Consider the following 25,502-nt stretch of genomic DNA (forward strand, 5'->3'; position numbering starts at 1 on the left):
TAGATTAGTATATAGGCTAAATAAACCTTTGTAAACCCTTTCGTGGGCTGTTTTATATTTTTAGAACCATAAAAACACCTTAGATTTGTATTACAAATGATTAAACAGGAGTCGACATGTCTAAAAAAGAAAAAATATCTCAGATTATCTCTCGGGAACTTCTGCAAATGATAGAGTCGGGACATTATTTGCCCGGTGACAAACTTCCAACAGAAATGGCACTATCCAAACAGTTTGGAGTAAGCCGTATTTCTGTCCGGGAGGCGCTTAGTGTATTGAGAGCATCAGGGCTTATTACCTCAAGGCAAGGCGGAGGAAGTTATATTGAAGAGAATACGCAGTCCCAAATCTTGCGCAGTATTCATATGAAAAGTGATGATGTGGAAAGCATTAGGCACTTATTTGAAATGAGAAAGATTATGGAGCCGGAAGCGGCTTATTTAGCTGCCACAAGACGGACAACGGAACAGCTTTCTTCTATGAAGCATGTTTTGGATAAACTTGAATACGGGTCATTGAATGCGGATCAAAATCATTATACAAATGATATTGCGTTTCACCGGGCCGTCATATTGGCAACTCATAATCCCGTTATGATTCATATGATGGAGAATTTAGCAGATTTATATGAAAAAACGCTAAAAGTTACGCTTGAACCGAATAAAGAACTCAAACAAAAAAGGGAATCTGTTTATCAAGAGCATCGCAGAATCTATGAAGCTATTGAGTTGGAAGAGCCAGAACTCGCAAAAGTTCAAAGTACCATCCATTTAAGAAATGCTGAGAAAAAATTAAGCCTATTCTTGCAAAATTATGAAATATGAAGGCATGAGGAGATAAGAAGATGAAGGTTATGACATCTGCACATGAACAAGAGCTCCAGGCCATCTTTGGCGAAAATAGAGTTTTGCTTGAAGAAAGTGACCGCTTGAGTTATTCGTTTGATGCATCGTTTGGCACGTATATGCCGGATGCCGTTGTACAGCCACGCTCAACGGAAGAAGTGGCTAAAGTAATGAAACTTGCCAATCGTGAGGGCATCCCTGTCTACCCTCGTGGACAGTCGACCTCTTTAAGTGGCGGGCCACTGCCAGTGAATGGAGGAATTGTCCTCGACTGTTCTCAGTGGAACGATAAGCTTGAGATTCGCCCCGAGGATATGATCGCAGTGGTCTCGCCAGGTATACTAACAGCCAGAATTGATGAAGAAGCGGAAAAATGGGGGCTGATGTACCCTCCAGACCCAAGCAGTTCGCATGTTTCCACCATTGGCGGAAATCTGGCTGAAAACTCCGGAGGACCTAGAGGATTGAAGTATGGAGTAACGAAGGATTATTGCATCGGTTTGGAGATTGTGACACCGGAAGGCCACGTGATGAGGACAGGAGGAAGAACCATCAAGAATGTGACTGGCTACGACCTTACTAAACTCATTATTGGCTCCGAGGGCACGCTTTGTGTGATAACAGAGGCTACGCTGAAGCTTGTTCCAAGGCCTAAGGCCTACAGGACGGCAATGATCATTTTCGATGATTTGGTAACGTCCGGACAGGCCATCACAAAAGTGCTCACCTCCGGAATCCTTCCCTCCAAATTGGAGTTGATGGACCAGGCGTGCATACTGGCCGTGGAGGAGTATAAGCCTTTAGGACTTCCCGTGACCGCAGAAGCCATCGTACTTATTGAGCTGGACGGGCATCCGAAGGCAATCGAAGAAGAAATTGAAAAGGTGGCTTTCATCTGCAGGGAGGCAGGGGCTCATTCTGTCAATGTTGCAGGCAGCAGTGAGGAGGCCGCAAAGCTGTGGCAGGCGAGAAAGCTGGTCTCACCGGCAATTGTGAGGAAGAAACCGACGAAAGTTTCAGAAGATGCCACCGTGCCAAGAAGTAAAATTCCCGAGATGTTTCAACGGCTCAAAGAAATCAGGGACCGGTTTCACGTCGATCTTGTCGTATTTGGACATGCAGGAGACGGGAACCTTCATCCCAACATCATCTGTGATAAAAGAGATTTGGAAGAAATGGATCGTGTAGAGCAGGCCGTGGAGGAAATTTTTAAAGCAGCGATCGAGCTGGGCGGCACGCTTTCAGGTGAGCATGGGATTGGAACGATGAAAGCTCCATTTATGGAGATGGAGGTCGGTCCCATTGGCATTGACATGATGAAGCGTATGAAGAATGCATGGGATCCCAATCAAATCATGAACCCGGGCAAGATTTTTCCTGAACCGGGGAAAAAGCTGGTGTTGCGAGATGAGTGAAGCTGCAAATCGGTTAAAAAAACAACTGCATTATGAAAAGACCTTCGATTGTGTCCAGTGCGGTTATTGTCTGCCTGCTTGTCCCACCTATGAGACGATGGGTAAAGAAACCCACTCACCAAGGGGCAGAATTAATTTGGTGAAAATGGTGGCTGAAGGAAAAAGCAGTGTGGAGAACATGCGGGAACCGATTGAAAAGTGTCTGGGGTGCAGAGCCTGCCAAACCGTTTGCCCGACGAATGTACAGTATGGAGAGATTTTAGAAGGAGCCAAATCGGTGCTGGAGGATCATGAAAAGAAAACGAAAAAACAGCAGGTAACAGAAGACTTTATATTTAATGGGCTCTTCCCCTCGAGAAAATGGATGAATGCGATAGGAAATGCGACCTGGTTCTATCAAAAGACAGGTTTGCAGGCAATCGCTCGCAAATCGGGAATGACCGCTATGGCTCCGCTTCATCTCGACAAGTTCGAAGCGGTGCTGCCTAAAGTTGCCTCCCCATTTGAAAGAAGAAACTCGCCTCGCCTTGTAAAGGCGAAACGTAATCCAAAAATGAGAGTAGGCTTCGTCAGCGGCTGTGTCATGGACAGTATGTTTCATCAGACCAATAAAAACACAATTGAATTGCTTTCAAGAGCCGGAGCAGAAGTGGTGATTCCAAAAGCCCAGACATGCTGCGGTGCACTTCACGCACATACGGGCAAGCTTGAAGAGGCACGCCAACTCGCCAAACAAAACATTGAAGTGTTTGAGAAAGAAAATGTTAATTATATCGTAAATAATGCGGGCGGCTGTGGAGCTATGCTTTTTGAATATGACCATTTACTAAAAGATGAGCCGGACTGGAATAGGCGGGCTGAACAATTTTCTAAAAAATCTCGGGATGTGACTGTCGTTTTGACGGAGCTTGATGGTCTGGAATTTCGTCATTCAATGAATGAGAGGGTGACCTACCAATCCTCTTGTCATATGACACACGTTCAGAAAGTAACATCCGAGCCTTTGGCACTGTTAGAGGGGATACCGGGTATTACCTACAGGGAAATGGCCGGTTATGACCGCTGCTGCGGCTCTGCGGGTATCTATAACATTGTGAACTATGAGGATTCCATGGAGATTCTTGATGTTAAAATGGAAAAGACCAGAAGAACAAAAGCAGACACGATTGTGACGACAAATCCCGGATGTCTTTTGCAAATGAAACTTGGCATTCAACGAGCCGGTCTGGAAAAAGAGGTACGGGCAGTTCATCTGGTAGATTTTTTGATGGAAGCCGATCCTCAGCCGAAAGAACCACGAAAGTAAAAAGAGAGGATATCATATATATGAATAGGATAACTCCGATTCTCCGCCAATTGGAGGTTGCTAATCGTTCCATTCTTAATCTTATAGACTCGATGGAAGCGAGTGATTTGGATATCTCTTTAGGACAAAATAAAAGAAATGTAAGAGAGTTGTTGACTCATATAAGCTCGATTTATAAAGCGGACGTGTTAATCATGAATGAGACAGGTCAAAAAGAGATAGAGAAATTTTATTCTGGGCATGATCCTCAAACGAGCGGACAGATCAAGGAACGGCTCACTTCAAACTTTGAATATCTGAAGGATAGCATTCGCCACTACCGGGAGGAAGACTGGTTAGTAGTGACAACCTCCTGGTGGGGTGTTTCATATTCCCGTTATGAATGGATGCTAGAAATCCTGGCACATACATATCATCACAGGGGCCAGCTTCACACGGCTTTAAGCATGAACGGAAAAGATCTGGCTGTTCCGCTTTTTGAGTAACCGCTGTTTAATCAGCGGTTTTTTTGTTATGTAAATCCTCTTCCTTCCGGTTTTTATAATTTGTTAAATTTTTCTTTATATTGCCTCAATAATCTTTGTTTAAGGTGGAGGAGAAGGATACATAAGCGGGAGGGGTTAAATAGAGAATCAGCGTGACGAACCGCGGCTTCTGTGGAGGGCATTACAGGATTTACATTCTAAGGAGGGCTTTCTATGTTCCAAAATATTGGTATTCCCGGATTGATTATTCTACTTGTTATTGCGTTAATCATTTTTGGACCTGCTAAACTGCCTGAAATTGGACGGGCATTCGGAAGCACGCTGCGAGAGTTTAAAAATTCCGCCAAGGACTTAATGAATACTGATGAAAAGGAAGAAAAAGCAGAGCAAAAATAATAGAGCGGGGGATGGCGGAAAGCAGTCATCTCCTTTCTCTTATATGATGAGGTGAAATTATGAAAGATGCAGAAATGCTTCTTATTGATCATCTGGGAGAATTACGAAAGCGGATTATTATCACACTGCTTACGTTCGCGGTATTTTTCATTGTTTCGTTTATCTACGTTCAGGATATCTACCATTGGCTGATTCGTGATCTCGATGCCAAACTGGCAGTTTTGGGACCGAGTGATATTCTTTGGGTCTATTTTATGATATCGGGGGTCATTTCCATTGCATTGACGATTCCGGTGGCCGCCTATCAAACGTGGCTTTTCGTCAGCCCGGCGTTATCCAAAAATGAATCCAAAACTGCACTGTCATATATCCCTGCTCTTTTCCTTTTATTTATTGCCGGGCTCTCCTTCGGGTATTTTGTGGTTTATCCGATGGTGCTTGATTTTTTAATGAAGCTGTCAGACGGTGAGTTTCAAACGTTTTTTACATCGGAAAAATACTTTAAGTTCATGATCAATCTTACTTTGCCGTTTGGCTTTTTATTTGAAATCCCGCTGGTCGTCATGTTTCTTACATCGATTGGACTGGTGAATCCGAAGCTTCTGTCCAAGGCAAGGAAACTTGCTTACTTTGGTCTTGTCGTGGTCGCTGTTCTTATTACACCACCTGATTTTATGTCTGATTTTCTTGTAACGATCCCGCTTTTGATCCTATACGAATTCAGCATTACGCTTTCCAAAATTGTTTACAGTAAGAAACAGAAGAAGCAGGAAAGCAACGTCATAGAATTAAAAAAACCTTCATAAACAACAGATTTTGGTCAATAACCACCAGGTGGCCTACACTGCCTGGTGGTTATTTGGTTTCCATATGTTAGTTTATTTTGAAGCGAATGTTAAAAAACGTGTGACTTAAGCCCTGTTAACCACTGCAGAAAATTTTTCTTTTCTCGATAAAAACCACCAAATTGAATGGATAAATTGCTGAGAAGGAAAATAGTCCTGCGATTATTGTCCTTTTTTGTTTTTTTGTTGTTTCATGCAGGTTTACACATCTTAATAGCAGATTCATATTCACGTTTTATACTGACTTTCGTACGCTACTTTTTCATTAAGAGAGGGGAATTGTTATGGCAGACGAAAGGCACGTGGAGGATTTGATCAAGAAATTGACTGAGGAACATGAAAACAAAAAATTCGACCGCCGCAGCTTTCTTAGAGGAACCGGTAAAATTGCCGGGCTGTCTCTCGGGGCAGTTCTTGCACAGTCGATCGGTGGATTTGAAGTAAACGCCGCTCCAAAGTTCGAAAGCTATCCCTTTACACTCGGTGTAGCATCAGGTGACCCGCTTTCCGATGGCGTGGTGCTCTGGACACGCCTTGCGCCCGATCCCTTAAATGGCGGAGGAATGAAACGCCAGGCGGTTCCAGTGAGATGGGAGATCGCAAAAGATGAACGTTTCAGAAATATTGTCCAGAAAGGAACTGAACTCGCCAGACCGGACCTTGGTCACTCCGTTCATGTGGAAGTCACTGGCCTTAAGCCAAACCATGTGTATTACTATCGTTTCAAGAGCGGATATGAATTAAGTCCTGTAGGCCGCACCAAAACCCTTCCTGCCCCAGGTGCATCTGTCAAAGAACTCAAGTTTGCGTTCGCTTCCTGCCAGCAATATGAGCATGGTTTCTATACTGCCTATAAACATATGGCTGAAGAGGATCTTGATCTGGTATTCCACCTTGGGGACTATATTTACGAATATGGTCCAAATGAATATGTAGCAGCGACAGGAAATGTTCGAACTCACAGCAGTGCTGAAATCATGTCATTGAATGACTACCGCAACCGTCATGCCCAATACCGTTCAGATGCAAACCTGAAGGCCGCCCATGCTGCGTTCCCTTGGGTAGTTACTTGGGATGATCATGAAGTAGAAAACAACTATGCAAATAATATTCCTGAAAAGGGCCAATCTCCGGAAGCCTTCATCATTCGCCGGGCTGCGGCTTACCTGGCCTATTACGAGCACATGCCTCTTCGCAAGTCTTCTTTACCTAACGGGCCGGACATGCAGCTATACCGCCATTTTGATTATGGTGATCTGGCTTCCTTTAATGTGCTTGATACACGGCAGTTCCGATCCGATCAGGCGAATGGAGATGGAAACAAGCCACCTTCAGAGGAATCTCTGGATCCAAGACGTACATTGATGGGGCAAGAACAGGAGCAATGGCTCTTTAACAATCTGAGCGCCTCCAAAGCACACTGGAATGTGATGGCTCAGCAAATCTTCTTTTCGCAGTGGAACTTCGGGACGAAAGCTGCACCGGTTTACAGCATGGATTCCTGGGATGGATACCCAGCGCAGCGCCAGCGTGTCCTTGATTTCGTCAGATCCAAGAACTTGAACAACCTGATCGTATTGACTGGGGACGTTCATGCGAACTGGGCAAACAACCTGCTTATCAATTTTGATGATCCGAAATCAAAGGTGTTTGGTGTTGAATTTGTGGGGACCTCAATTACTTCAGGAGGCAACGGCGCAGACAAGCGTAAGGATACCGATCATATTTTGGAACAAAATCCGCACATTAAATTCTTCAACGATTACAGAGGATATGTCCGCTGCCGTGTAACTCCTGCACAATGGCAGGCGGATTACCGTGTGGTCCCTTATGTGACGGAGCCTGGCGCTTCTGTTTCTACAAGAGCCTCCTTCGTTTATCAAAAAGATCAAATGGGCTTAAAAAAAGTAGCTTCTGCCATGGTCGCCCATGGTATGAAAATGTCCGAACAGGTCGAGGAAGACCGTTTTACCGCCCATACGCATGCGCATAAAAAGCAAATTCAACAAAAAAGAGAAAAAGTAGAGCAGTAAACGCACGAAGAGCACAAACGCCATCCCGGTGTTTGTGCTTTTTTGGATTTTAGTTTCGAAAATAATTGAATTTATTATTCGTATAATTTAGAATAACACTCAACGAGAGGAAGTGATGAACATGAACTATCTGTTAGCTTCCCAGCCGGCAGAGACCGTGAATGTAACGGTAGAATCGTCACAGGTTTGGGAGGTCCTTCTTGGCATCTCAGGTTATACATACGCGCAACTCAGACATACATTTGAACTTGATGAACAATGGAAAACATGGAAGAACACCATGAGTCCGGAGCTTCTTCTGGCACTAAAAGAAATACACGAAACGAATTTATGGTACGGCATGCTGCTGCTTCAAAATCATTGGAGTGCCATTTCTATTCAGGATTTTTTGAATGCATTGGATCAGGAATCACACCAAACTTTATATGAAGTCCTGCTTCCTTATCATAATCAAAAAACAGAGGGCGATCGGAAAGACACTGTGCTCAACTATACGGATAAAGCATGCTTTACCCGGTATGCGGAATTTTTTAAAGGACACGACTACCTGGAGGGCTATGTCAGGCTGCTGGGAGAGTGGGCCATTGAAGATATCCTTTCCTTAATGAAGACAGTGACGAAGGAGTGGCATGATTTTATCCGCACCCACCCGGTATGGGAAAAATGGATGCAGGCCCTTAGGTTTGAGGAAAAAGAAAACCAGAGATTGAACCGGGAACAACCGGTGGATGAAATTCAACGGGTCACCGGAGGAGCTGAGTATCTACCCGAGCCATCCGTCTGGCATGTGAAGCTGGTGCCTCATGTCTCGTACCGCCCATGGGTACTTTCGCTTCGCACAGTGGATACAAAGCTTTTATTCTACCCGGTGAACGAAGAATATTTAACCGAATCCGGCCAGCCTTCTTCGGTCCTCATCAGGGGGCACAAAGCTTTAGGGGACGAGCTTCGTTTAAAGCTATTGCTTACCCTTGTGAAAGGGCAGTTATCTCTTCAGGAATTGAGCGGTCAGTTTCAGATTTCCAAAACCACGCTTCATCATCAGCTCTCCATCTTGAAGTCGGCAGCGTTTGTTTCTGTTGAAAAAGGGGTTTACCGGGCTAATACAGATACCATCCAACGATTTTCCGGTAAACTGAATGAGTACTTGGGATTGAAGGGATGAGAAGGTATTCCCGCTCCTTTTATGCGCTATGGACAGGGGAGATGATTTCGGAATTTGGAGGGGCAGCAGGTGGAATCATTAATGGCCTGCTGCTGTTCGAATTAACAGGGTCAAAAGAATGGATGGGAGCACTGTGGCTCGTGTATTTTATTCCTTCTCTTGTGCTGCAGGGGATCAGTGCTCCTTACTTGAACCAGGTCAATAAAGGGAAGGCATTGAAAATTATTCAGCTGGTTCGGATGGTAGGCTATCTGCTTCCCTTGGCTGGCTGGCTTTTTCAATCACATACCAGCATGATTGCCGGACTGGTGATCCTTCAATGCAGCCTAGGTTTGCTGCAGCCAGTGTATGCCAGTCTGTCTTTTTCCATTTTGCCCGAGCTGTGCGAAGAAAGGAAGCTCGCTGAAGCCAACGGTTTGCTTGATGGAACCATGAGGATCATGAGTTTTCTTGCGCCAGGAGCTGTCTCATTGTTATTGCTCGCCTTTCCGCTGCCCGTGCTCTATGCTCTTTCTTCTGCTTTGTTTTTCCTCAGCTTTTTTGCTTTGAGTGCTATACAATCACAATCAATAACAAAAGCAGCTATCTGGACGAAGAAGTTTTGGTGGTCTGAAATGAAGGCAGGTTACCATTCGTTTTTCCGGCAGCCCCAATTGCTAAAGCTGACCTTGCTGTCATCCAGTGTGCAGTTTGCGGTGGGAGCCTCACTTGTGCTCAGCGTTCCTTTTATTCGGGGAGAAATGGGAGGAGAACGATGGGAGTATGCCGTATTTTCCGGTGCTTTCCCCGTTGGCTATGCGATTGGAAGTCTTCTTCTGTCCCGGCTTCCTAAGAATCCGGTTATCATGTATACAGGGTTGGCAGGAGGAGGACTCTCTTTTTTACTGCTGTTTCCAGTGGATCAAGTATGGCTTGCCTGGGGATGCGAACTTTTCGGCGGTTTGGTTTTTCCTCTCTTTAATGCCCAAAGTTCAGCTCTGTTCCAGCAGGAAGCAAAGCGTGACCGACTTGCCCAGCTGAGTGCCGTACGCTTGCTGATGATGCGTGCAGCAATGCCTCTTGGGATATTATTTGCGTCCACCGGATATTTGCACCTTACCACACGCCAGAGTTTTGCAGTAGCAGGAACTGTTATTTTCATTCCGGGCCTCTATTTTCTTTTTACATCAATAAGAGCAGAACAAGAGGTGGCAAAAAGAAAAACAGGCTGAAAAACAGCCTGTTTTTACTCTCTATTGCTCGAGTTGGTTGCCTTGCACATATTTTCCATAGTCTGGGATCGCAATCCGGTCAAACTCCCGGGCCAATTTCGTAAGGTTTTCGTCAAGCCATTCCCGGGAGACCGGCCGGCCATGTCCCGTTACGGCGGTATGGGGATTCAGAGAGTGCAGTTTTTTTACCGACTTCCAGGCTTCCATCCAGTCGGGAGTAAAGTAACGCGGTGGCCCGCTGATTTCGAGATGCTGGGTGATTACACTGTACAGATCTTCCTGCTTGACGGTAATAAAAGCATCTCCCGCAATCAATGCCTGGTCAGCTTCACGGAAAAGAGAGATATGGCCCTCCGTGTGACCGGGCGTGTGCACCCAGCGCCATTCCGGAAGTTCGGGAACTGAGCCGTCTTCAGGCAGGGGATGCACCTGTTTATCCAGGTTGATCGCTTCATTGGGAAATAAAAAAGACATTCTTGCTACCATCCCGCCTTCTACTGACGGATCGGGTTTGGGATAATCTTTTTTGCCAGTCACGTACGGAAGTTCCAGCGAATGTGCATAAACTGGGACGTCCCATCGGTTCAACAAACCGATAATTCCACCAATATGGTCGAAGTGGGCGTGTGTGAGGATGATCGCCTTTGGCACGGTCTCTTTTCCAAAACGCTCTTCCGCTTCTGCGATGATCTTTTCTGTGCTATCCGGCATGCCGGCATCCACCAGCACCCAGCTGTTTTTACTTTTCTGATCTTCAACAAAACACAAATTTACGATTTGATTGGTGTAGCAGTAAAGGCCTGGTGCCACTTCTTTTCCTTCCCCGGACGTGACCGAGCTTACAGGTATGTATTTGTTGGTAGAAGCGCTTCCTTCCACATGATCCATGACAATACCTCCGAATCCATCATTTTCTATACGACATTAGCGTCTTCCAAACGGTATAATTTATGCAGATGGATAAGGTCCAAAAAAGCATCAAAGTGGAAAGAAAACACGATTAAGTGCTACCTTTTAAACGAGGACTTTTTCCTGGAAGCTTGTAGTTGTGGAGATCTTTTTGTATTAAAATCTTTTTTGACAAGTTGATTGGAGTGAAAGGTGCGAGACTCCTCTGCAAGAACAACATAGATTACCTTAACAGCCAACGGGAAAAGCATTTAAAGACAGGAGGCGAATACATGAATAAATTAAATGGCCGTATTCTTGTGATGACTTCTGTACAACAGGAAAAAGAAGCCGTAGAGCGAGGGTGTCAGGACAACAGGGTCGATGTGGTCTTAGCCGGAGTCGGTCCGGTCGCAGCAGCCATTAATACCATGAAGGCATTGCACGCCAACACATATGATCTGGTGATCAATGCGGGTATTGCGGGCGGATTTCCAGATCGTGCGGAGGTGGGTTCCCTTGTCATTGCCGAGGAAATTGTCTGTGCCGACTTAGGTGCCGAATCCCCTGAAGGATTTCTTAGTTTAGATGAACTGGGATTCGGCTCATCCACACGGATTCCCGCCGAGAGCAGCCTGGTGCTCGCATTGTCTTCTGCCATGGCAGATGCGGATTTGCCCGTACATACTGCTCCAATTCTCACGATTTCTACGGTAACCGGCACGCAAGATACGGCTGACCGGCTGGCGGAGCTTGAACCCCATGCTGCTGCTGAAGCAATGGAAGGCTATGGTGTTGCATTTGCTGCCAGAGAATACAATTTGCCTGTACTGGAAATCCGGGCGATATCCAATGCTGTGGGTCCCCGTGATCGCGGAGCATGGAAACTGAAAGAAGCCCTCGAGGCATTAACGTCAGCAAGTAAAGTTATGATGGAGGTACTTTAAATTGAGTAAAATGAATATTGCTTTTTCACCGTGTCCAAATGATACGTTTGTCTTTCATGCCCTGGTGCATGGATTGGTGCCGGGAGCTCCCGAGTTTGATGTTACCTATGCGGATATTGACATCACGAATGGATTGGCCGCTCGCCATGAGGGCCCGGAAATCTTAAAAATCTCTTATGCTGCCCTGCCATGGGTACTGGATCATTACGATTTGATTCCATGTGGCGGAGCGCTGGGACGCGGCTGTGGGCCTCTTGTTCTCGTAAAGGAAGAGGGACAGGTAAGCCCGGAAATGCTGACGGGAAAAAAGGTAGCTGTTCCGAGTGAACGGTCAACTGCCTATTTGCTGTTCCGTTTATGGGCGGCTCAAAATGTACCTGGCGGAATTGGTCAGATCGTGATTATGCCGTTCGATCAAATCATGCCGGCGGTAAAGGCGGGAGAAATCGATGCGGGCCTTGTTATCCATGAAGCACGATTTACGTATCAGAATTACGGACTTAACCTGCTGGCAGATATGGGGAACTGGTGGGAAGAAGACACCGGATTGCCGATTCCGCTTGGAGCCATTATCGCCAAGAAATCCATGGACATTGAATCCATTACAAGCTGGATTCGTTCATCTGTTGCCTATGCATGGGAATTCCCGGAGTCATCAAGAGGGTACGTGATGCAGCATGCAAGTGAACTTTCCCATGATGTTGCTCAGCAGCACATCAACTTGTATGTAAATGAATTTACGGCTGATCTTGGACAAGCGGGGTACGAAGCGGTTGTTTCACTTCTGACCCGTGCGGCAAAGGAAGGGCTGGTACCGGATCGGGATTATGCAAGTCTTCTTCATGCATCCGTAAAATAAGAAGCCATTAAGGAGGAAATGGGATGAGTGCATTACAACTTGATTTTAATAAAACAGCATTGGTGATTATTGATCTGCAGAAAGGCATTGTGCAGATGCCCGGGGGAAAAGAGGTTGTTGAAAAAACGATTCCACTCGTGAAATTGTTCCGTGAGAATGACGGATTCATTTCTTTTGTCAATGTGGCATTTCATGATGGAAAAGACGCGTTGCAGCCTGTAACCGATGCCCCTGCTCCTTCTGGTGAACGGACAGCAGATTGGGCGGAATTTGTTCCTGAACTTGGTGTTCAGCCGGAAGACTACACAGTTACTAAACGGCAGTGGGGTGCTTTCTTTGGCACTGATCTTGATCTTCAGTTGCGCCGCAGGGGCATTGAGACGATTGTATTATGCGGTATTGCCACGAATATCGGCGTAGAGAGCACGGCAAGGGAAGCCTTCCAATTGGGCTATAACCAGATTTTTGTCACGGATGCCATGACTACATTCAGCCAGGAAGCACATGACGCCTCATGTTCCTTTATCTTTCCAAGAATCGGGAAGGTCCGTACGCTCGAACAATTTCTTTCAGACGTCCGTTAATAAATAATCTATATAATTAACAAAGTGTATGGTAATATTTACAAAACGGTCATTTTACATTCATACTACCTTTACATTGATTGTCTAATCTAGTAGATATCAATCGAATGAGGGAGTGTACCAATTGAAAAACAAGAAAATGCTCGCTGGCGTCACTTTATCTTTAGCACTTATTGGGTCCATTGGTTTTAATCAGATAGCTGATGCAAAAAGCAGCAACCATTATACCAATCCAAAAAAGGCGAAAAATGTCATTGTTTTTGTAGGAGATGGAATGGGAGCTTCTCATCGGGAAGCGATCCGATTGGCAACAAAGGGATTGACCGGCGACCTCAGTATGAACAAGATGCCTTACGTTGGTAATGTACATACGAGTTCGACTTCAGTGGTAACCGATTCAGCCGCTGCAGCTACCGCAATGGCTTCCGGTGTAAAAACTTATAATGGAGCAATAGGGGTTAATCCTGATAAGAAACCGGTTAAAACGGTGCTTGAGATGGCGGATAAAGCAGGGAAATCAACAGGGCTTGTGACCACCAGCCAAATTACGGATGCTACACCAGCTGCTTTTGGTGCTCATGTGGAGGATCGTTCCAAACAAAGTGATATCGCCAAACAATACCTTGAAAACAGCAGAGTGGATGTCCTGCTCGGTGGCGGAGAAGACTTTTGGTATCCTGCAGGCAACCCAGGAAAGTTCCAGGATAACCCTGCCAAGGATGTTAAAGAGCAGAGCAAAGGAACACAAGGGAACCTGGTGGCCGAAGCAAAGCATATGGGATATAAATATGTAACAGATAAAGACGGACTAATGAAAACAAAGAATGACAAAATTCTTGGTCTCTTTGCCAACGAAGAAATGTTTGAACAACGTCCGGAGGGTGAAGGAGACCTTTACAATCCTGTAGTATCACTCCCAGATATGACAAAAAAAGCGATTGATACGCTATCTCAAAACAAACGCGGGTTTTTCCTGATGGTTGAAGAAGAAGGCACCGATGAAATGTCTCATGAAAATAACGGCAAGCTGATGATTAAAGCCGGACAGCAACTGGATAAATCGGTTGAGGCGGCTAAAAAGTTTGCGCAAAAACATCCGGATACCCTTGTACTCGTAGTGGCGGATCATGAGTGTGGCGGATTGTCCATCGAGGAAGTTAACGGCAGTGACGAGAGCGGAGATGGCATTTCCAAAGAAGATGGACCATTTACAGTCGCTCATTCCAACGATCAGTTTACATTGGATTGGACGACTTCAGGCCATGGCGGGGTCAGTGTTCCTTTAACCGCGATGGGACCTGGAGCTGATCAGCTGGCAGGAACTTATGAAAATACGAACATTTTCAAAGTGATTAAAAAGGCAATGAAATAAGTAAAAAGATTAGTAAAAAGGAGTTCCGTTTTCGGAACTCCTTTTTGATATGTGACCTGCATGGCCCCGAACACCCCTAAACATCGGGTAGTGATTTGCAAATTTTTTAAAGTATAATGTTCCATCGTTTTTTCAAAATAAGCAAAGTGAACTCAGTCCATGCAAAGCTATAAGCCAAAGAAAACAAACAGAGGCCAGGTAATAGAATACTGTCTTTAGGATAAGGAAAGTCAGCGCCGAATAGAGGAAATGAAAATCCGTAAAGCATTGTACACATGCCTGAAAAAAGAAAGATACAGCCTGAGAGGGCAATGAAAAAGCGCCGTTTCAGTTTATTAAACCCCAAGCCCAGGCCAATGCCCAGCAAACCAGTAGTAAACGTGAATATTAATATTTCTGCAGGCTGAATGAATACGAGAAGAATAATAGTTAATGTGTAAGTATAGAGCCCGTATAAGCGAGATATTAACGTCATTACAATGATAGGCAGCGTGGAAAGAGGGCTGATGAACATTCCTGCGACAGGAATGGCTCCTCCTGCCGTTTGCAGGAGGGCAGTAATGGCAGAAACCAGGGATACAAAAACAATCCAGGAGGTGGCAGGAAACAACGTTCGGATGTCAGCTGCTTTTTTCTGTAAAGGAACAGATGGTTTATTAAATAAATCCAAAGCATCCTCCCAATACTTTTATTTGTCACTATACCAATATAGTCGTAATCTTCGGGAGAATACCTAAAAAAGACACCTCGATTAACGAAGTGTCTTTCACCTTACATATGATGTTTAATTGGGGATAAACGCCTTTTTCGTTCCGCCATGGAAATAAGAGCGGCAGCGAGGGCAATAATAATGAAACAACCGCCGACGGTCGCATTGGATTCAACAGAAGACTGTTCGATGACAAAGCCGCCAATGGCAGAACCAAATGCAATTCCAAAGTGCAGGGCGGTGTTGTTCAGGCTTTGCTGGATATCCGATGTTTCTGGCGTCGAGGATTCAATAAGATAACTTTGCATGGCGGGAGTGATCGCCCAGCTCAGCATGCTCCAGAGCACCATAACGCTTAAAAAGAGGGGCAGTGAAAACGTCGTATAAGGGATGACGAACATGGTGAGGCCAAAAATAACAATAAAACCAATGATGGACTTCCGTGTTCCGATCCGGTCAGCCAGTGTTCCCCCAACACCTCCTCCGGCTACTGCGGCACAGCCGAAAATGAGATAAACAATGCTCACCTAGTTTCCGTTCAGACCCAGAGCTGTTTTTAAAAACGGCGTTAAATATCCATACAGCGTCAAATGTCCGGCCAAAAAGAGAAATGAAGTTAATTGGGCGAACAGCAGCCGGCGGTTTTTTAGCGTTCTGAGCTGTTTCATAAGGGAAACAGCTGGCTTTGAAAACATGGTATCCATAAAAAAATAAACACCTGCCATGGAAAGGAGCGTTAATCCTGTAATCAGAACGAAGGGAGCTCTCCATCCAAAGGCGTTCCCAAGCATTAGTCCGATCGGAACACCGAGCACAAGGGAAGCGCTGATTCCCATGAATACCACACCGATAGCTCTGGCACGATATTGTTCAGAGACAATCGATGAAGCGATGGTAATACATAAAACGACCAGCAGCGATCCGCTTGCTGCCGAAACAATACGAGCGATCAACAACATACTGTAGGACGGGCTGAAGACCACAATGGCATTTCCGATAAAAAAGATCAGGAGAGAGATCAGCGTCAGTTTCTTCCGCTCAATCTTTGACGTCATCATCAACAACACAGGTGAAGCGACTGCAAACACAAGAGAAAAGACCGTAATCAGAAAGCCTGCTTTCCCGATACTGACCTGTAAATCCTTTGCGACCAAGTCTAAAATTCCACCTATGATCAGTTCGACCATCCCTACAACAAAGGAAACAATGGTCAATAAGTAAACACGTTTATTCAAAGTACTCATCCTTTATTAAAAAGTTACCACTGTAATAGTAACATTATTTATGAGAAAAACAAGACAAAAATGCTGATGTGTAGAAAATGGAAGGCACTATGGTATGATTAGCTTACGAAATTGAGGCAAGGAGTTAGAAAAATGCTGCAGCAATTTGGATTTACGCAATATGAAAGCCAGGTGTATCAATCGCTGGTCACCTCTGACCAACCCCTTGATGCCACGGGTGTTGTCAAGGGTTCTGGTGTTCCCCGCGCGAAGGTGTATGAGGTGCTTCACCGTCTGGCCGAAAAGGGAATGATTTTGGAGTCAACTGTTGAAAAAAAACGCCTCTATTCAGCATTGCCGGTTGAGTCTGCCATTGAAAAACTTAAAGCAGATTTTGAGACGAATGTGCAGCAGCTGAGAGAGGCCAAAAGCAAACAAACCATAACAGACGACAGGGTCTGGACGTTGAAGGATAATCAATCGATTCAGTCGTTGATGAAAGGCATGCTGGATGGCGCTGAACAGTCTGTTATTCTTTCCGGCTGGTCCGATGACCTGAGTTCCCATTTACCGCTGCTGGAGAAAAAATATAACGATGGTATCGATGTCAAAATCCACGTAATCGGCGAGCTTTCCACAGTGATTCCCGACGTTTCCACATTATTACCTGATACCCAGCATGGAACGCTTGAACGAAGCCGAATCCTTATTATTGATCAGCAGGAAATGCTCTTTGCGGGCATCGAAGATACCGTTTGGCAGGCGATTCGCACGCGATCCAAGCCGCTTGTAAAGTTTTTTACTGAGTTCTTCTACCATGATGTGGCTTTAACAGAAATTACGAGAAAATATAAAGATATGGTGATGGAAGATAAAGCTGTACGGGATGTGCTCTTGAATTTGAGGTATTAAGGAAAACCCCTATGAAAGCGGGTTTTTAAATGGATAAAATTTACGTGTTCACAAAGCAGAGATTTAGGGTAAAGTTCTGTATGACAAATACAGAACGGGAGTTGCTAGAATGGAAAATAAACGACCGGTGATTGGTATCACCTGTTCCACGAAGGATATTGGGGGTCTTGAAACGGCCTATCTTCATTACAGTTATACGACATCAGTAATGAATGCCGGCGGAGTGCCTGTTATCTTGCCAATGGCAGATAAAGAGATAGCCAGGGAATGGGCAGCGCTGTGCGATGGTATTCTGCTCAGCGGTGGCGAGGATATGGATCCCCAGCAAATCGGTGCCGAACCTCATCCAAATCTCGGCAAGGTCATTCCGGAAAGAGACAAGACAGAAATGGATCTCATTGAGTTTGCCAAGGAGCAGAAGATTCCGATTTTCGCCATTTGCCGGGGAATCCAGGTGCTTAATGGTGCACTTGGCGGTACTCTGTACCAGGACGTGTATGACGAAATGGAAAAGGTCATTAAACATTATCAGGATGGTGCAAGGGACGCTGCGACCCACTCCATCTCGATCGAGGAAGGCTCATTGCTGGCTGAAATTATCGGAAGCAACGAAACTTCGGTCAACAGCTTTCATCATGGAGCTGTCCAAGAAGTGGCACCTGGCATGAAAGTTACCGCCAAGGCACCGGATGGTATCATTGAAGCGATTGAAAGTGAAGACTTTAATAAAAATTGGATCCTTGCTGTTCAGTGGCATCCCGAGGATATGACCGAGGTGAGCGAAGAAATGCACCGATTGTTTACCTATTTTGTTAAAGCGGCAGAGGAACGTGCAGGGAAGAAAGAAACCGTATCCTCTTCATAGAAATCATCAAAAAAGCGGTGGATTACTGAAAATCCACCGCTTTTTTCTAATTTTCATAGTTATGCTGTTCTTCAATTCGTCCATGTTCGTTATGGATGATGGCCATGGTGCCGGCTTCTTCCGCCATGCGGTTGGCTTCTTTTACCGCTTCGGATTTGGAGCCGGTTGTGTGTGCTGGCTCGTCTTCTCCTTCTTTCTTTACAGCCCAGCCTTCTTGTTCATGAGGAACCACATGGAAGTGGGCTTTATCTGTGCCTGCGCGGTCCTCGAAATATTGGTCGCGCTCTTCATTTCCTAATCGATTGTTATTTTGTGCCATGATAAACCCTCCCGTTAGATGAATTAATCAATGTACTATACTCTACCCGCATTTTTAGATTTAAACACAGGTTGTTTAACTTAGTTCTTCAACGTCCCAGGTGTTTTCAATGGCTACAGCTCCCTTAAGGGTTTGGGCCACGGGGCAGTTCCGTTCAAAAACGGAGAGAGCCCGAATCGCTGCTTCTTTTTTGCCCTGGGGAACTTTCAGGTTAAAGTGGCATGAAATTCTTGTGATTTTCAAAACACCCTCCGGCGCCTCAATCATGCCTTGGACGTTAGCGGATAATGTGTCAGGAGATGCTGGTATGTGACGCGCATCCAGCGCGCCTGCTAATGTACCGGTCAGTCAGCCACCGGCAGCGGCAACAATATGGTCGAGGGTGGACGGGTATTCCACCTCAGGATCCACACCGTAAAATTGTTTAACTCCGCCATGTACGCCATAAAAAACAGGATCAGGAAATTCTCCGATATACGCTCTGCGGACCTTGTTTTTTGTGTCATCCTGAAAGATGGTAATGCTGGTTAACGCAATAGGATCACTCATTATTTACCGCCTCCTTATCTTCCTTAATATCCGTGCGGTTCGTGTTTCAAACCTTTTCCTCTTCGTTGGGCGGAACAAAAACAGAAATGTGGCGGGAGAGGACAGAGGCGGTAAAAGGCAAGGGCTCTCCTTCATCTCCGTCAATATTGACAGCCATCGTTTCGGAAGAGGATACATCAAGGGATGAAGACTGTATGTATGTCACATCGGAATGCTCTTGCAGTTCCCCTTTGAATAATTTTGGAAAAAGCTTCAGGGTACCGGGTAGTGAAATATTTTTTATGATATATACGTGAAGTCTGCCATCATCCACCTCAGCCTGGGGAGCAAGCTTTTCAAAGCCACCGACAGAGTTGGTCATCGCGGCGACCAAAAGGTAGGCATTTCCTTCCCAAGTTCCCTCGTCGTGGGAAATCTTTAATGAAAACGGCGTTTTATTCGCCAGTGCTTTCATGCCTTCCACAAAATAAGCAAGCGGACCAAGTTTTGTTTTTTGGTCAGTGCTCACATTATACGAGGCTTCAGCAATCGCTCCCACAGCGAGGACATTCATAAAGTATTGATGGTTAATTTTGCCGATGTCGGCTTTTCTGAATTTTTCATAAGGAAGAATTCTTATGGCCTCCTCGGAATCAAGCGGAATTTGAAGAGCTCTCGCAAAGTCATTGACCGTTCCAAGGGGAATGATGCCAAAATGTGGCCGATGTTCCTGCTCGGCCAGGCCATTTACCGCTTCATTTACCGTTCCATCTCCGCCCATTGATAGTACAGTATCATAATGTTGCTCACAGGCATTCTTGGCGAATGCAGCAGCGTCGCCTTCCTTTTTAGTTTCACAGACCAGAACTTCATCATGAAACGTCTGAAGAACCCTTTCAGCTTCTGGAAGGAGCTCCATGGCTTGTTCTTTTCCTGAAGAAGGATTTACGATGATCATGGCTTTTTTCAATGGATTTAATACCCCCTTTTAGTGATCCGTCTTCTGAAAAATACCCGTTTTAGGACGGTTTCTAACCGTTTGGCTAAAATAGTCGCGGGGGTCAACTGGTTACCCGCCTTAAATAGGGAAATACTCGCTATAATCTAACATTTACCAGCCATTTCACGATTATGGTAAACTGCAGCAAAAAAAGCGGATGCAAAATATACAATGGCGTTCTTAATCCTGCCATTCATTACCATTTCATAATGAATGATTTTATATTGTAATCTTCATCCGGCCAACATAAAATAGGAACATACGTTTGTTTTGATGGAGGGAAGCCAAATGGAAGAGGAATTAAGGTATTTTTTCATGTATAAAGAACGCATGGCAATGACCAATGATGTTATCATCCAATTCATGGATTTTAAGGGGAAGCGCCTTGTACGGGCGATGGTACAGGATCTGAATACAACCACCAACAAAAAGTTAAAAGAAGATGCCCGGACTCAATGGGAGCAGATCAAAAAGGCAGATACACTTCAGCAAAAATAAAAAGAAGGACTATAGAAACACGTCTTTTGTCACAGAAATTTGTAAAATAATGTAGAAGTATTCCGAATTTTTGTTATACTAAAGAAAGTGGATGAACATATCCGCAGAGAAGGAGGGATGCGATTGTCTTAACCTGGATTCAAGAGGAGTAACCAATGGGGGCTGGATTACTTCCAAATGTGAGAGGGGAACGGGTTTATGGACAAAAAGGCAGAAAATCAGGGGAATCAGTACGAAATCCATGGAGACACCATGGCATTGCTTCCTATTTATCAAGAGTATGGAGAATTACTTACGAAGGTTCTTGAAAAACATCAAACACTGGTAACAAGTGAAAAACCTAAAGGTGTCATACAGTATAATTGCCGTTATTATGGTTCAAGCTACCGGGGCAGAAAGGATGGGGCTACTGCCATTATGGGTTACCGGAAACGGGCACCGATTGTGATCAGTGAGCATCTGGGCATTTTCTTCATACCTCTGGAATCACCAGATAATGAATCATGCATATGGATTGCCCAGGCTCATGTAAAACAGGTCAAACCCACCTCGCCAGACACCTCAGACATCATTTTTTCGAATGACACCTTCATTTCAGTCAACCAGGGGAAAAGCGCCCTTGAAACAAAAATTCATCGTGCCACACATTATCGTTTTGTATTGGAATTGCGGATCAAAGAGAAAAAAACACCCTATTCCCGCAGTTTTATTTTGCCATAAACATATAACCGTAATGCCCTGGGAGCTGAGATGCAACCAGGGTTTATTTAGTATTTTTCTTTCAGTTGGTTGAGTGTTTTCACCAGAATGATATTGCTGCTTTGGCTTCATACTAATAGCGAGCAGGATGGAGGAAGCGGCGATGAAAAAACGGACACTAAACTGCCTGTTCATGCTGGTTGTTTCGGCAAGCATTCTTATGATTCAGCTTCCGGATCCAGCACAGGCTTACAAAATTGAACGAAAATATTATGAAAAAAAGGGGCTGGTAATCTGGGATGTCCCCTCTCCACAAAAGGAAGTGGCCATAACGTTTGATGATGGACCAAACCCTCTGTATACACCGGCGATTCTGGATGTTCTAAAAAAATATCATGCAAAAGCAACCTTTTTCGTTGTTGGCAAGCACATCAAACGGAATCCGGAAATCGTGAAACGCGAAATAAGAGAAGGCCATGAGCTGGGGGATCATACGTACACACATCCCCATAATTTTTCCTATGCTTCCAAACGGCTGTTTGCAAAAGAAGTAACAAAAACCGAAAAGCTGATTGAAAAAGTACAGAAAAACGAAGTGAAGCTGTTTCGTCCTCCAGGTGGAAACCTGAATAAACAAATCATCAAGTACTCAAATAAAAAAGGATACAAAATCATATTGTGGTCCTGGCATCAGGATCCAAAAGACTGGCGAAATCCGGGAGCGGGCTACATTTCCCGCCATATCCTGTCCAATGTGAAAAACGGGGATATCATTTTGCTGCATGACTCCGGAGGGAACCGCAGGCAAACGATCGAAGCATTGAAGATTGTATTGCCCGAACTGCAGAAACGGGGTTTTAAATGCGTAACGGTATCCGAATTATTGCAAAATGATCCGAAGTTCACCCCGCTTTTTCCCGCGCAATTGGCACCCTTTAAACTATTTGATGCACCTTCCTGATGGGCTTTCTTAATTGAGGGCCCGTTTTCTTATATTTCCGTACCTGACCTTTGCTTAAGGAATAGTATAGGGTATCACGGGAAAAGAGAAGGGTTGTGAACTAATGATTAAAGTAGGGCGTTCACAGTTTGGCAGAGGTATATTTGCAACCCGCGATATAAAAAAAGGAGAGCTGATTCATGAAGCTCCCGTCATAGCGAGTCCGAAAGAAGAATGCAAATATATGCTGAAAACGGTATTGGCAGACTACGTATTTAATTGGGATGACGGATACGCAATCGCTTTGGGATATGGATCCTTGTTTAACCATTCGTACGAACCAAATGCCAGGTATAAATTAAAAAAGAAGGACTTGGTTATTCGGTTTTATGCCTATAAAGACATTGCAGCCGGAGAGGAAATCCTCGTCAACTACAATGGCGATCCAACAGACAAACAGAAGTTATGGTTTGAACCGAAATAAATTTCTCCAGACGAAAGCCCCTTAATCAAACGATCAAGGGGCTGTTTCTTGTTTCTATTTCGTGTGGCTTTGCGAAAAAGTGGGACTGCTTGAGTGCTGTTGCTTTTGATGGTTCGAATTTTGCCAATCCGACCGCCATGCCACAGCCATTGCGATCAAGAGAAATACTCCGGTCACAAGGAAAACGCTGTGAACGGTAAAAATGCCTCCGATGAATCCGCCGAGCATTGGACCAATCATTCCTCCGATTTGGTTGGCCGTCTGGTTCAATCCGAAGGCTCTTCCTCTGAAATCATCAGGTGTTACTTTTACGACAAGGCCATTAATGGCGGGGAATACCGCACAGAAGAAAATGCCGTAGACAAAGCGGATGATGGAAAATCCCCAGATGTCGTGAAACAGCAGCTGAGCGAGAGTACCAATCCCTCCGCCAAACAGCCCGATGATCAATACGGTGCGAAATCCGATTCTGTCTCCAAGCTTGCCCCAAAAGGCTCCGAACAAGACACTGGCAATCCCGGGCAACGAAAAGATAACCCCCGCCAAAAAGGAGACATTATGCTCAGCGCTTCCCAGTTTTTTTATATACAGCGGAAGGACAGGCTCTATGGTCATAAGAGAACATACGGTGACCATCGTAAGCAGCAATACGATCATAAACGGGCGATTAGAAGCTGCGGTTTTAATATCCTTCGTGACCGATCCTTTCACCTTATTGGGAGTAAAGTTGTCTTCAGTCACTAAGAAGATGACGAGCAGGGTAGAAATGAGCACCATGAAACCACCGCTCGCAAAGGACCACCGGTTTCCGACGAGCGCTGAAATACCCCCACCAAGCAACGGGCCAACAATCCCGCCCGAAGCCGTTGCCGTAGAAATCATTGCCAGAGCGTAGCCAACATGTTTTTTGGGGGTATTGGTTCCGATCAATGCGATGGAACCAGGTATAAATCCGGTCAACAGCCCCTGCATAATTCTTAGGGCCAGAAGCTCATAGGCATTGGTAACAAAGGCGGTAAGCGTATAAATCACAAAAAGTGCAATTCCTGCGCGGATGATCATTGGCTTTCGGCCATACCGATCCGCAAGCAAACCCCAATAAGGGGAAGAGATGGCGCCGGCTAAAAAAGCGGCACTGAACAACACTCCTGACCAGATTTCGATATTTTCACGCACACCGATCTCCAGAAGAAAGAGAGGCAAAAACGGAATGACCATTGAATAACTGGCCGAGGTGAAAAATACACCGATCCATAACACCCACATATTTCTTTTCCAACGTTCCACTAACATCCACTTCTTTCGCTCTTAACTAACATTTAGCTATTATAGCATTAAAGTTTATGAAATAACCTGCGAAAGTCTTACTCTTTTTTTCCAAGAGGAAGCGTGGTGGAATGCTTGATTTCTTTTAAAGCCAGGCTGGTCTGGATTCGAGAAATGCCAAGCTTGTTTAATTTTTTTATAAAGCTTTCCAAATCCTTGCGCCCTTTATTGGCAACTTTTAAAAGGTAATCATATTCTCCTGTCAGGCAATAGCATTCCAGCACTTCCGGCATGTCATGCAAGGCCGCTTCCAGCACCTCTAGCTTGTCGGTTTGATGAAGGTTGGTGCTGATAAAAATAAAGCAGAGCAAGTCGAACCCGAGTTTCTCCTGATTGAGAATAGCGACTTGGCGTTCAATATAGCCTTCCTGGGTCAGCCGTTTAATCCTCATATGGACAGCCGGAGGGGATAAATTAATCCGCTTTGCAAGCTCGGCATTACTGATCCCGTCCACTGTTTGCAGGATATTTAAAATCTGCAGGTCCACGCTGTCCAACGCTCTGATTTCATCCATTTTTTCACTTCCTAATTTTATTTAGCAGAAATAGGTAAGCTCGGCATTTGGGATTAATATAATTTAAAAATTTAGATATAATTATGAACTTTATTTTAATTATACCATATTACTAAAAATATTATTATCCAAATTGTTATTTCGTGTTAACATTTTAAATAAATGATTTGCAGGGAGTGTTTCATTGTGTCAATGATCTATGTATGGCTACTTCTGTTAACAAGTTTGTTCTGGGGTGGCAACTTTGTAATCAGTAAATCGCTGATCGGTCATGCTTCGCCGATGACATTGACCAGTTTACGGTGGATGATTGCGATCGTATGTCTTTTTCCGATTGTATGGCGGAAAGAAAAGAGACTGCTGCCTCCAAAAGCAGCGATCATTCCTATTTTCTTGATGGGCATGACGGGCGTTGTTCTTTTTAATGTGTTTCAGTTTGTGGCACTTCATGAAACAACGGCTACCAATGCAGGGTTAATCTCTACGTTAAATGCGATTTCCATTGCCGTATTTTCTTCTGTGTTCTTAAAAGAACGATTGAATAAGCTGCAGTTTCTGGCCATGCTTCTATCACTTCTAGGTGTTCTTCTCGTTTTGACGAAAGGAGAGATTCATTCTCTTCTATCCCTGACATTTAACAGAGGTGATCTATGGATGGTGGGAGCCGTATGTATCTGGGGAATCTATTCGATATTCAGCAAGTGGGCTACGATGAAAGCTTCTCCTCTGATCTGTACGCTGTATTCCGGTGTGTTCGGCCTGATCATTTTACTCCCGTTTAATGCGGGGGACTTTACGGTAACAGAATGGAATGCTTCCTTTACCGTATCTCTGCTTTATACAGGTGTGGTCTCAACGGTTTTATGCATGCTTTTTTGGAATATTGGAGTGCAAAAGCTCGGGGCTGGTGCATCGGGAATCTTTTTGAATTTCAATCCTGTTTTTACGTCTGTACTTGCGTATTTCCTGCTAGGTGAGCAACTGACATGGATACAGGGAGCCGGCAGCTTGCTGGTTATCGGGGGCTGTCTTCTCTTTTCATTAGTTAAGAACGTTTCTATAGAAGAAATAAAGCAACAAGAGTCTTTGGCATAAGAAGGTTCCGTAAGCGGCCGAGTTTGCCTATAATAGTG

The 25,502-nt window shown here is 44.8% G+C and carries 28 protein-coding genes and 1 pseudogene; 20 read left to right on the forward strand and 9 right to left on the reverse strand.

Translation table 11 applies throughout. The features are described 5' to 3' along the window. Positions 1–116: 116 nt before the first annotated feature. The 9 genes from AS030_RS03235 (at position 117) to AS030_RS03275 (ending at position 9,701) form a co-directional block, all read left to right on the forward strand. Positions 117–824 carry a FadR/GntR family transcriptional regulator gene (locus AS030_RS03235; protein ID WP_061968339.1) on the forward strand — a complete coding sequence of 236 codons (708 nt, stop codon included), beginning with the start codon at positions 117–119 and terminating at the stop codon, positions 822–824. Positions 825–853: 29 nt separating this feature from the next. Next, on the forward strand, positions 854–2,260 hold the full coding sequence (locus AS030_RS03240; RefSeq protein ID WP_061971487.1) for an FAD-binding oxidoreductase: 1,407 nt from the start codon (positions 854–856) through the stop codon (positions 2,258–2,260). Beyond that, entirely contained in the window at positions 2,253–3,566 is a 1,314-nt protein-coding gene (locus AS030_RS03245) for a (Fe-S)-binding protein (RefSeq protein WP_061968342.1), read from the forward strand. Before AS030_RS03240 ends, AS030_RS03245 begins: the two co-directional genes overlap by 8 nt. A gap of 20 nt (positions 3,567–3,586) precedes the next feature. After that, a complete protein-coding gene (locus AS030_RS03250; protein ID WP_061968345.1) occupies positions 3,587–4,051 on the forward strand; it encodes a DinB family protein in 465 nt (154 codons plus the stop codon). Between the two features lie 213 nt (positions 4,052–4,264). Then, entirely contained in the window at positions 4,265–4,447 is a 183-nt protein-coding gene (tatA, locus tag AS030_RS03255) for a twin-arginine translocase TatA/TatE family subunit (protein WP_061968348.1), read from the forward strand. A gap of 59 nt (positions 4,448–4,506) precedes the next feature. Then, positions 4,507–5,253 carry a twin-arginine translocase subunit TatC gene (gene tatC, locus AS030_RS03260; RefSeq protein ID WP_061968351.1) on the forward strand — a complete coding sequence of 249 codons (747 nt, stop codon included), beginning with the start codon at positions 4,507–4,509 and terminating at the stop codon, positions 5,251–5,253. Between the two features lie 323 nt (positions 5,254–5,576). Then, on the forward strand, positions 5,577–7,325 hold the full coding sequence (locus AS030_RS03265) for an alkaline phosphatase D family protein (protein WP_061968353.1): 1,749 nt from the start codon (positions 5,577–5,579) through the stop codon (positions 7,323–7,325). Positions 7,326–7,446: 121 nt separating this feature from the next. Further along, on the forward strand, positions 7,447–8,490 hold the full coding sequence (locus AS030_RS03270) for an ArsR family transcriptional regulator (protein WP_061968356.1): 1,044 nt from the start codon (positions 7,447–7,449) through the stop codon (positions 8,488–8,490). After that, positions 8,487–9,701, forward strand: coding sequence for an MFS transporter (locus AS030_RS03275; RefSeq protein ID WP_061968358.1), 1,215 nt, complete (start codon positions 8,487–8,489; stop codon positions 9,699–9,701). The genes AS030_RS03270 and AS030_RS03275 overlap by 4 nt, the downstream gene beginning before the upstream one ends. A gap of 21 nt (positions 9,702–9,722) precedes the next feature. On the opposite strand, the gene AS030_RS03280 is transcribed toward AS030_RS03275, so the two are convergent. Further along, entirely contained in the window at positions 9,723–10,589 is an 867-nt protein-coding gene (locus tag AS030_RS03280) for an MBL fold metallo-hydrolase (protein WP_061968361.1), read from the reverse strand. Between the two features lie 293 nt (positions 10,590–10,882). Here AS030_RS03280 and AS030_RS03285 point away from each other — a divergent pair, with 293 nt between their 5' ends. The 4 genes from AS030_RS03285 (at position 10,883) to AS030_RS03300 (ending at position 14,351) form a co-directional block, all read left to right on the forward strand. After that, entirely contained in the window at positions 10,883–11,536 is a 654-nt protein-coding gene (locus AS030_RS03285) for a futalosine hydrolase (RefSeq protein ID WP_061968363.1), read from the forward strand. A gap of 10 nt (positions 11,537–11,546) precedes the next feature. Beyond that, the gene (locus AS030_RS03290; RefSeq protein WP_061971489.1) at positions 11,547–12,395 is read left to right on the forward strand and encodes a 1,4-dihydroxy-6-naphtoate synthase; all 849 of its coding nucleotides are present in this window, start codon (positions 11,547–11,549) and stop codon (positions 12,393–12,395) included. 23 nt (positions 12,396–12,418) lie between these two features. After that, a complete protein-coding gene (locus tag AS030_RS03295) occupies positions 12,419–12,979 on the forward strand; it encodes an isochorismatase family protein (RefSeq protein WP_061968365.1) in 561 nt (186 codons plus the stop codon). Between the two features lie 139 nt (positions 12,980–13,118). Further along, a complete protein-coding gene (locus AS030_RS03300; protein ID WP_061971491.1) occupies positions 13,119–14,351 on the forward strand; it encodes an alkaline phosphatase in 1,233 nt (410 codons plus the stop codon). Positions 14,352–14,457: 106 nt separating this feature from the next. On the opposite strand, the gene AS030_RS03305 is transcribed toward AS030_RS03300, so the two are convergent. Continuing rightward, the gene (locus tag AS030_RS03305) at positions 14,458–15,021 is read right to left on the reverse strand and encodes a hypothetical protein (protein ID WP_061968368.1); all 564 of its coding nucleotides are present in this window, start codon (positions 15,019–15,021) and stop codon (positions 14,458–14,460) included. Positions 15,022–15,122: 101 nt separating this feature from the next. Then, a pseudogene (locus tag AS030_RS03310) lies at positions 15,123–16,295 on the reverse strand (MFS transporter). Between the two features lie 141 nt (positions 16,296–16,436). On the opposite strand from AS030_RS03310, the gene AS030_RS03315 reads away from it, so the two are divergent. Both AS030_RS03315 and AS030_RS03320 read left to right on the forward strand, forming a co-directional pair. Further along, complete coding sequence (locus AS030_RS03315; protein WP_061968370.1) at positions 16,437–17,195, forward strand: TrmB family transcriptional regulator; 759 nt, start codon at positions 16,437–16,439, stop codon at positions 17,193–17,195. Between the two features lie 109 nt (positions 17,196–17,304). Continuing rightward, a complete protein-coding gene (locus AS030_RS03320) occupies positions 17,305–18,060 on the forward strand; it encodes a gamma-glutamyl-gamma-aminobutyrate hydrolase family protein (RefSeq protein ID WP_074440448.1) in 756 nt (251 codons plus the stop codon). A 46-nt stretch (positions 18,061–18,106) separates the two neighbouring features. Here the strand turns inward: AS030_RS03320 and AS030_RS03325 are convergent, their stop codons facing one another. From AS030_RS03325 to AS030_RS03335, 4 genes are all read right to left on the reverse strand, one after another. Next, positions 18,107–18,379: a DUF2188 domain-containing protein gene (locus AS030_RS03325; RefSeq protein WP_061968372.1), complete on the reverse strand. Its 273-nt coding sequence runs from the start codon at positions 18,377–18,379 to the stop codon at positions 18,107–18,109. A 75-nt stretch (positions 18,380–18,454) separates the two neighbouring features. After that, positions 18,455–18,727, reverse strand: coding sequence for an OsmC family protein (locus AS030_RS22850; protein WP_082635686.1), 273 nt, complete (start codon positions 18,725–18,727; stop codon positions 18,455–18,457). Then, entirely contained in the window at positions 18,728–18,928 is a 201-nt protein-coding gene (locus tag AS030_RS03330) for a hypothetical protein (protein WP_061968374.1), read from the reverse strand. A 46-nt stretch (positions 18,929–18,974) separates the two neighbouring features. Further along, positions 18,975–19,877, reverse strand: a complete 903-nt coding sequence (locus AS030_RS03335; protein ID WP_061968377.1) for a diacylglycerol/lipid kinase family protein — start codon at positions 19,875–19,877, stop codon at positions 18,975–18,977. 318 nt (positions 19,878–20,195) lie between these two features. Between AS030_RS03335 and AS030_RS03340 the strand changes: the two genes are divergently transcribed. The 4 genes from AS030_RS03340 to AS030_RS03355 all read left to right on the forward strand — a co-directional run bounded on the left by AS030_RS03340 (position 20,196) and on the right by AS030_RS03355 (position 22,528). Next, positions 20,196–20,405: a hypothetical protein gene (locus tag AS030_RS03340; protein WP_061968380.1), complete on the forward strand. Its 210-nt coding sequence runs from the start codon at positions 20,196–20,198 to the stop codon at positions 20,403–20,405. Positions 20,406–20,603: 198 nt separating this feature from the next. Continuing rightward, on the forward strand, positions 20,604–21,125 hold the full coding sequence (locus AS030_RS03345) for a competence protein ComK (RefSeq protein ID WP_061968382.1): 522 nt from the start codon (positions 20,604–20,606) through the stop codon (positions 21,123–21,125). 142 nt (positions 21,126–21,267) lie between these two features. After that, positions 21,268–22,065, forward strand: a complete 798-nt coding sequence (locus AS030_RS03350) for a polysaccharide deacetylase family protein (protein WP_061968385.1) — start codon at positions 21,268–21,270, stop codon at positions 22,063–22,065. Positions 22,066–22,168: 103 nt separating this feature from the next. After that, positions 22,169–22,528 (forward strand): SET domain-containing protein, encoded by a 360-nt coding sequence (locus AS030_RS03355; RefSeq protein ID WP_061968386.1) that lies wholly within the window; start codon positions 22,169–22,171, stop codon positions 22,526–22,528. A 54-nt stretch (positions 22,529–22,582) separates the two neighbouring features. Here the strand turns inward: AS030_RS03355 and AS030_RS03360 are convergent, their stop codons facing one another. Both AS030_RS03360 and AS030_RS03365 read right to left on the reverse strand, forming a co-directional pair. Continuing rightward, entirely contained in the window at positions 22,583–23,815 is a 1,233-nt protein-coding gene (locus tag AS030_RS03360) for an MFS transporter (protein ID WP_061968389.1), read from the reverse strand. Between the two features lie 77 nt (positions 23,816–23,892). Further along, positions 23,893–24,369 carry an Lrp/AsnC family transcriptional regulator gene (locus tag AS030_RS03365; protein ID WP_061968392.1) on the reverse strand — a complete coding sequence of 159 codons (477 nt, stop codon included), beginning with the start codon at positions 24,367–24,369 and terminating at the stop codon, positions 23,893–23,895. Positions 24,370–24,561: 192 nt separating this feature from the next. On the opposite strand from AS030_RS03365, the gene AS030_RS03370 reads away from it, so the two are divergent. After that, a complete protein-coding gene (locus AS030_RS03370) occupies positions 24,562–25,464 on the forward strand; it encodes a DMT family transporter (protein ID WP_061971493.1) in 903 nt (300 codons plus the stop codon). The last annotated feature ends 38 nt before the right edge of the window (positions 25,465–25,502 follow it).

Source organism: Fictibacillus enclensis (genome assembly GCF_001457035.1).
Classification (GTDB): domain Bacteria; phylum Bacillota; class Bacilli; order Bacillales; family Fictibacillaceae; genus Fictibacillus_C; species Fictibacillus_C enclensis.

Excerpts from the sequence above, each read along its gene's own strand:
- AS030_RS03235 (WP_061968339.1), top strand. The coding sequence starts at position 117 with ATGTCTAAAAAAGAAAAAATATCTCAGATTATCTCTCGGGAACTTCTG.
- AS030_RS03240 (WP_061971487.1), top strand. The coding sequence starts at position 854 with ATGACATCTGCACATGAACAAGAGCTCCAGGCCATCTTTGGCGAAAAT.
- AS030_RS03245 (WP_061968342.1), top strand. The coding sequence starts at position 2,253 with ATGAGTGAAGCTGCAAATCGGTTAAAAAAACAACTGCATTATGAAAAG.
- AS030_RS03250 (WP_061968345.1), top strand. The coding sequence starts at position 3,587 with ATGAATAGGATAACTCCGATTCTCCGCCAATTGGAGGTTGCTAATCGT.
- tatA (WP_061968348.1), top strand. The coding sequence starts at position 4,265 with ATGTTCCAAAATATTGGTATTCCCGGATTGATTATTCTACTTGTTATT.
- tatC (WP_061968351.1), top strand. The coding sequence starts at position 4,507 with ATGAAAGATGCAGAAATGCTTCTTATTGATCATCTGGGAGAATTACGA.
- AS030_RS03265 (WP_061968353.1), top strand. The coding sequence starts at position 5,577 with ATGGCAGACGAAAGGCACGTGGAGGATTTGATCAAGAAATTGACTGAG.
- AS030_RS03270 (WP_061968356.1), top strand. The coding sequence starts at position 7,447 with ATGAACTATCTGTTAGCTTCCCAGCCGGCAGAGACCGTGAATGTAACG.
- AS030_RS03275 (WP_061968358.1), top strand. The coding sequence starts at position 8,487 with ATGAGAAGGTATTCCCGCTCCTTTTATGCGCTATGGACAGGGGAGATG.
- AS030_RS03280 (WP_061968361.1), bottom strand. The coding sequence starts at position 10,589 with ATGGATCATGTGGAAGGAAGCGCTTCTACCAACAAATACATACCTGTA.
- AS030_RS03285 (WP_061968363.1), top strand. The coding sequence starts at position 10,883 with ATGAATAAATTAAATGGCCGTATTCTTGTGATGACTTCTGTACAACAG.
- AS030_RS03290 (WP_061971489.1), top strand. The coding sequence starts at position 11,547 with ATGAATATTGCTTTTTCACCGTGTCCAAATGATACGTTTGTCTTTCAT.
- AS030_RS03295 (WP_061968365.1), top strand. The coding sequence starts at position 12,419 with ATGAGTGCATTACAACTTGATTTTAATAAAACAGCATTGGTGATTATT.
- AS030_RS03300 (WP_061971491.1), top strand. The coding sequence starts at position 13,119 with ATGCTCGCTGGCGTCACTTTATCTTTAGCACTTATTGGGTCCATTGGT.
- AS030_RS03315 (WP_061968370.1), top strand. The coding sequence starts at position 16,437 with ATGCTGCAGCAATTTGGATTTACGCAATATGAAAGCCAGGTGTATCAA.
- AS030_RS03320 (WP_074440448.1), top strand. The coding sequence starts at position 17,305 with ATGGAAAATAAACGACCGGTGATTGGTATCACCTGTTCCACGAAGGAT.
- AS030_RS03325 (WP_061968372.1), bottom strand. The coding sequence starts at position 18,379 with ATGGCACAAAATAACAATCGATTAGGAAATGAAGAGCGCGACCAATAT.
- AS030_RS03330 (WP_061968374.1), bottom strand. The coding sequence starts at position 18,928 with ATGAGTGATCCTATTGCGTTAACCAGCATTACCATCTTTCAGGATGAC.
- AS030_RS03340 (WP_061968380.1), top strand. The coding sequence starts at position 20,196 with ATGGAAGAGGAATTAAGGTATTTTTTCATGTATAAAGAACGCATGGCA.
- AS030_RS03345 (WP_061968382.1), top strand. The coding sequence starts at position 20,604 with ATGGACAAAAAGGCAGAAAATCAGGGGAATCAGTACGAAATCCATGGA.
- AS030_RS03350 (WP_061968385.1), top strand. The coding sequence starts at position 21,268 with ATGAAAAAACGGACACTAAACTGCCTGTTCATGCTGGTTGTTTCGGCA.
- AS030_RS03355 (WP_061968386.1), top strand. The coding sequence starts at position 22,169 with ATGATTAAAGTAGGGCGTTCACAGTTTGGCAGAGGTATATTTGCAACC.
- AS030_RS03365 (WP_061968392.1), bottom strand. The coding sequence starts at position 24,369 with ATGGATGAAATCAGAGCGTTGGACAGCGTGGACCTGCAGATTTTAAAT.
- AS030_RS03370 (WP_061971493.1), top strand. The coding sequence starts at position 24,562 with ATGATCTATGTATGGCTACTTCTGTTAACAAGTTTGTTCTGGGGTGGC.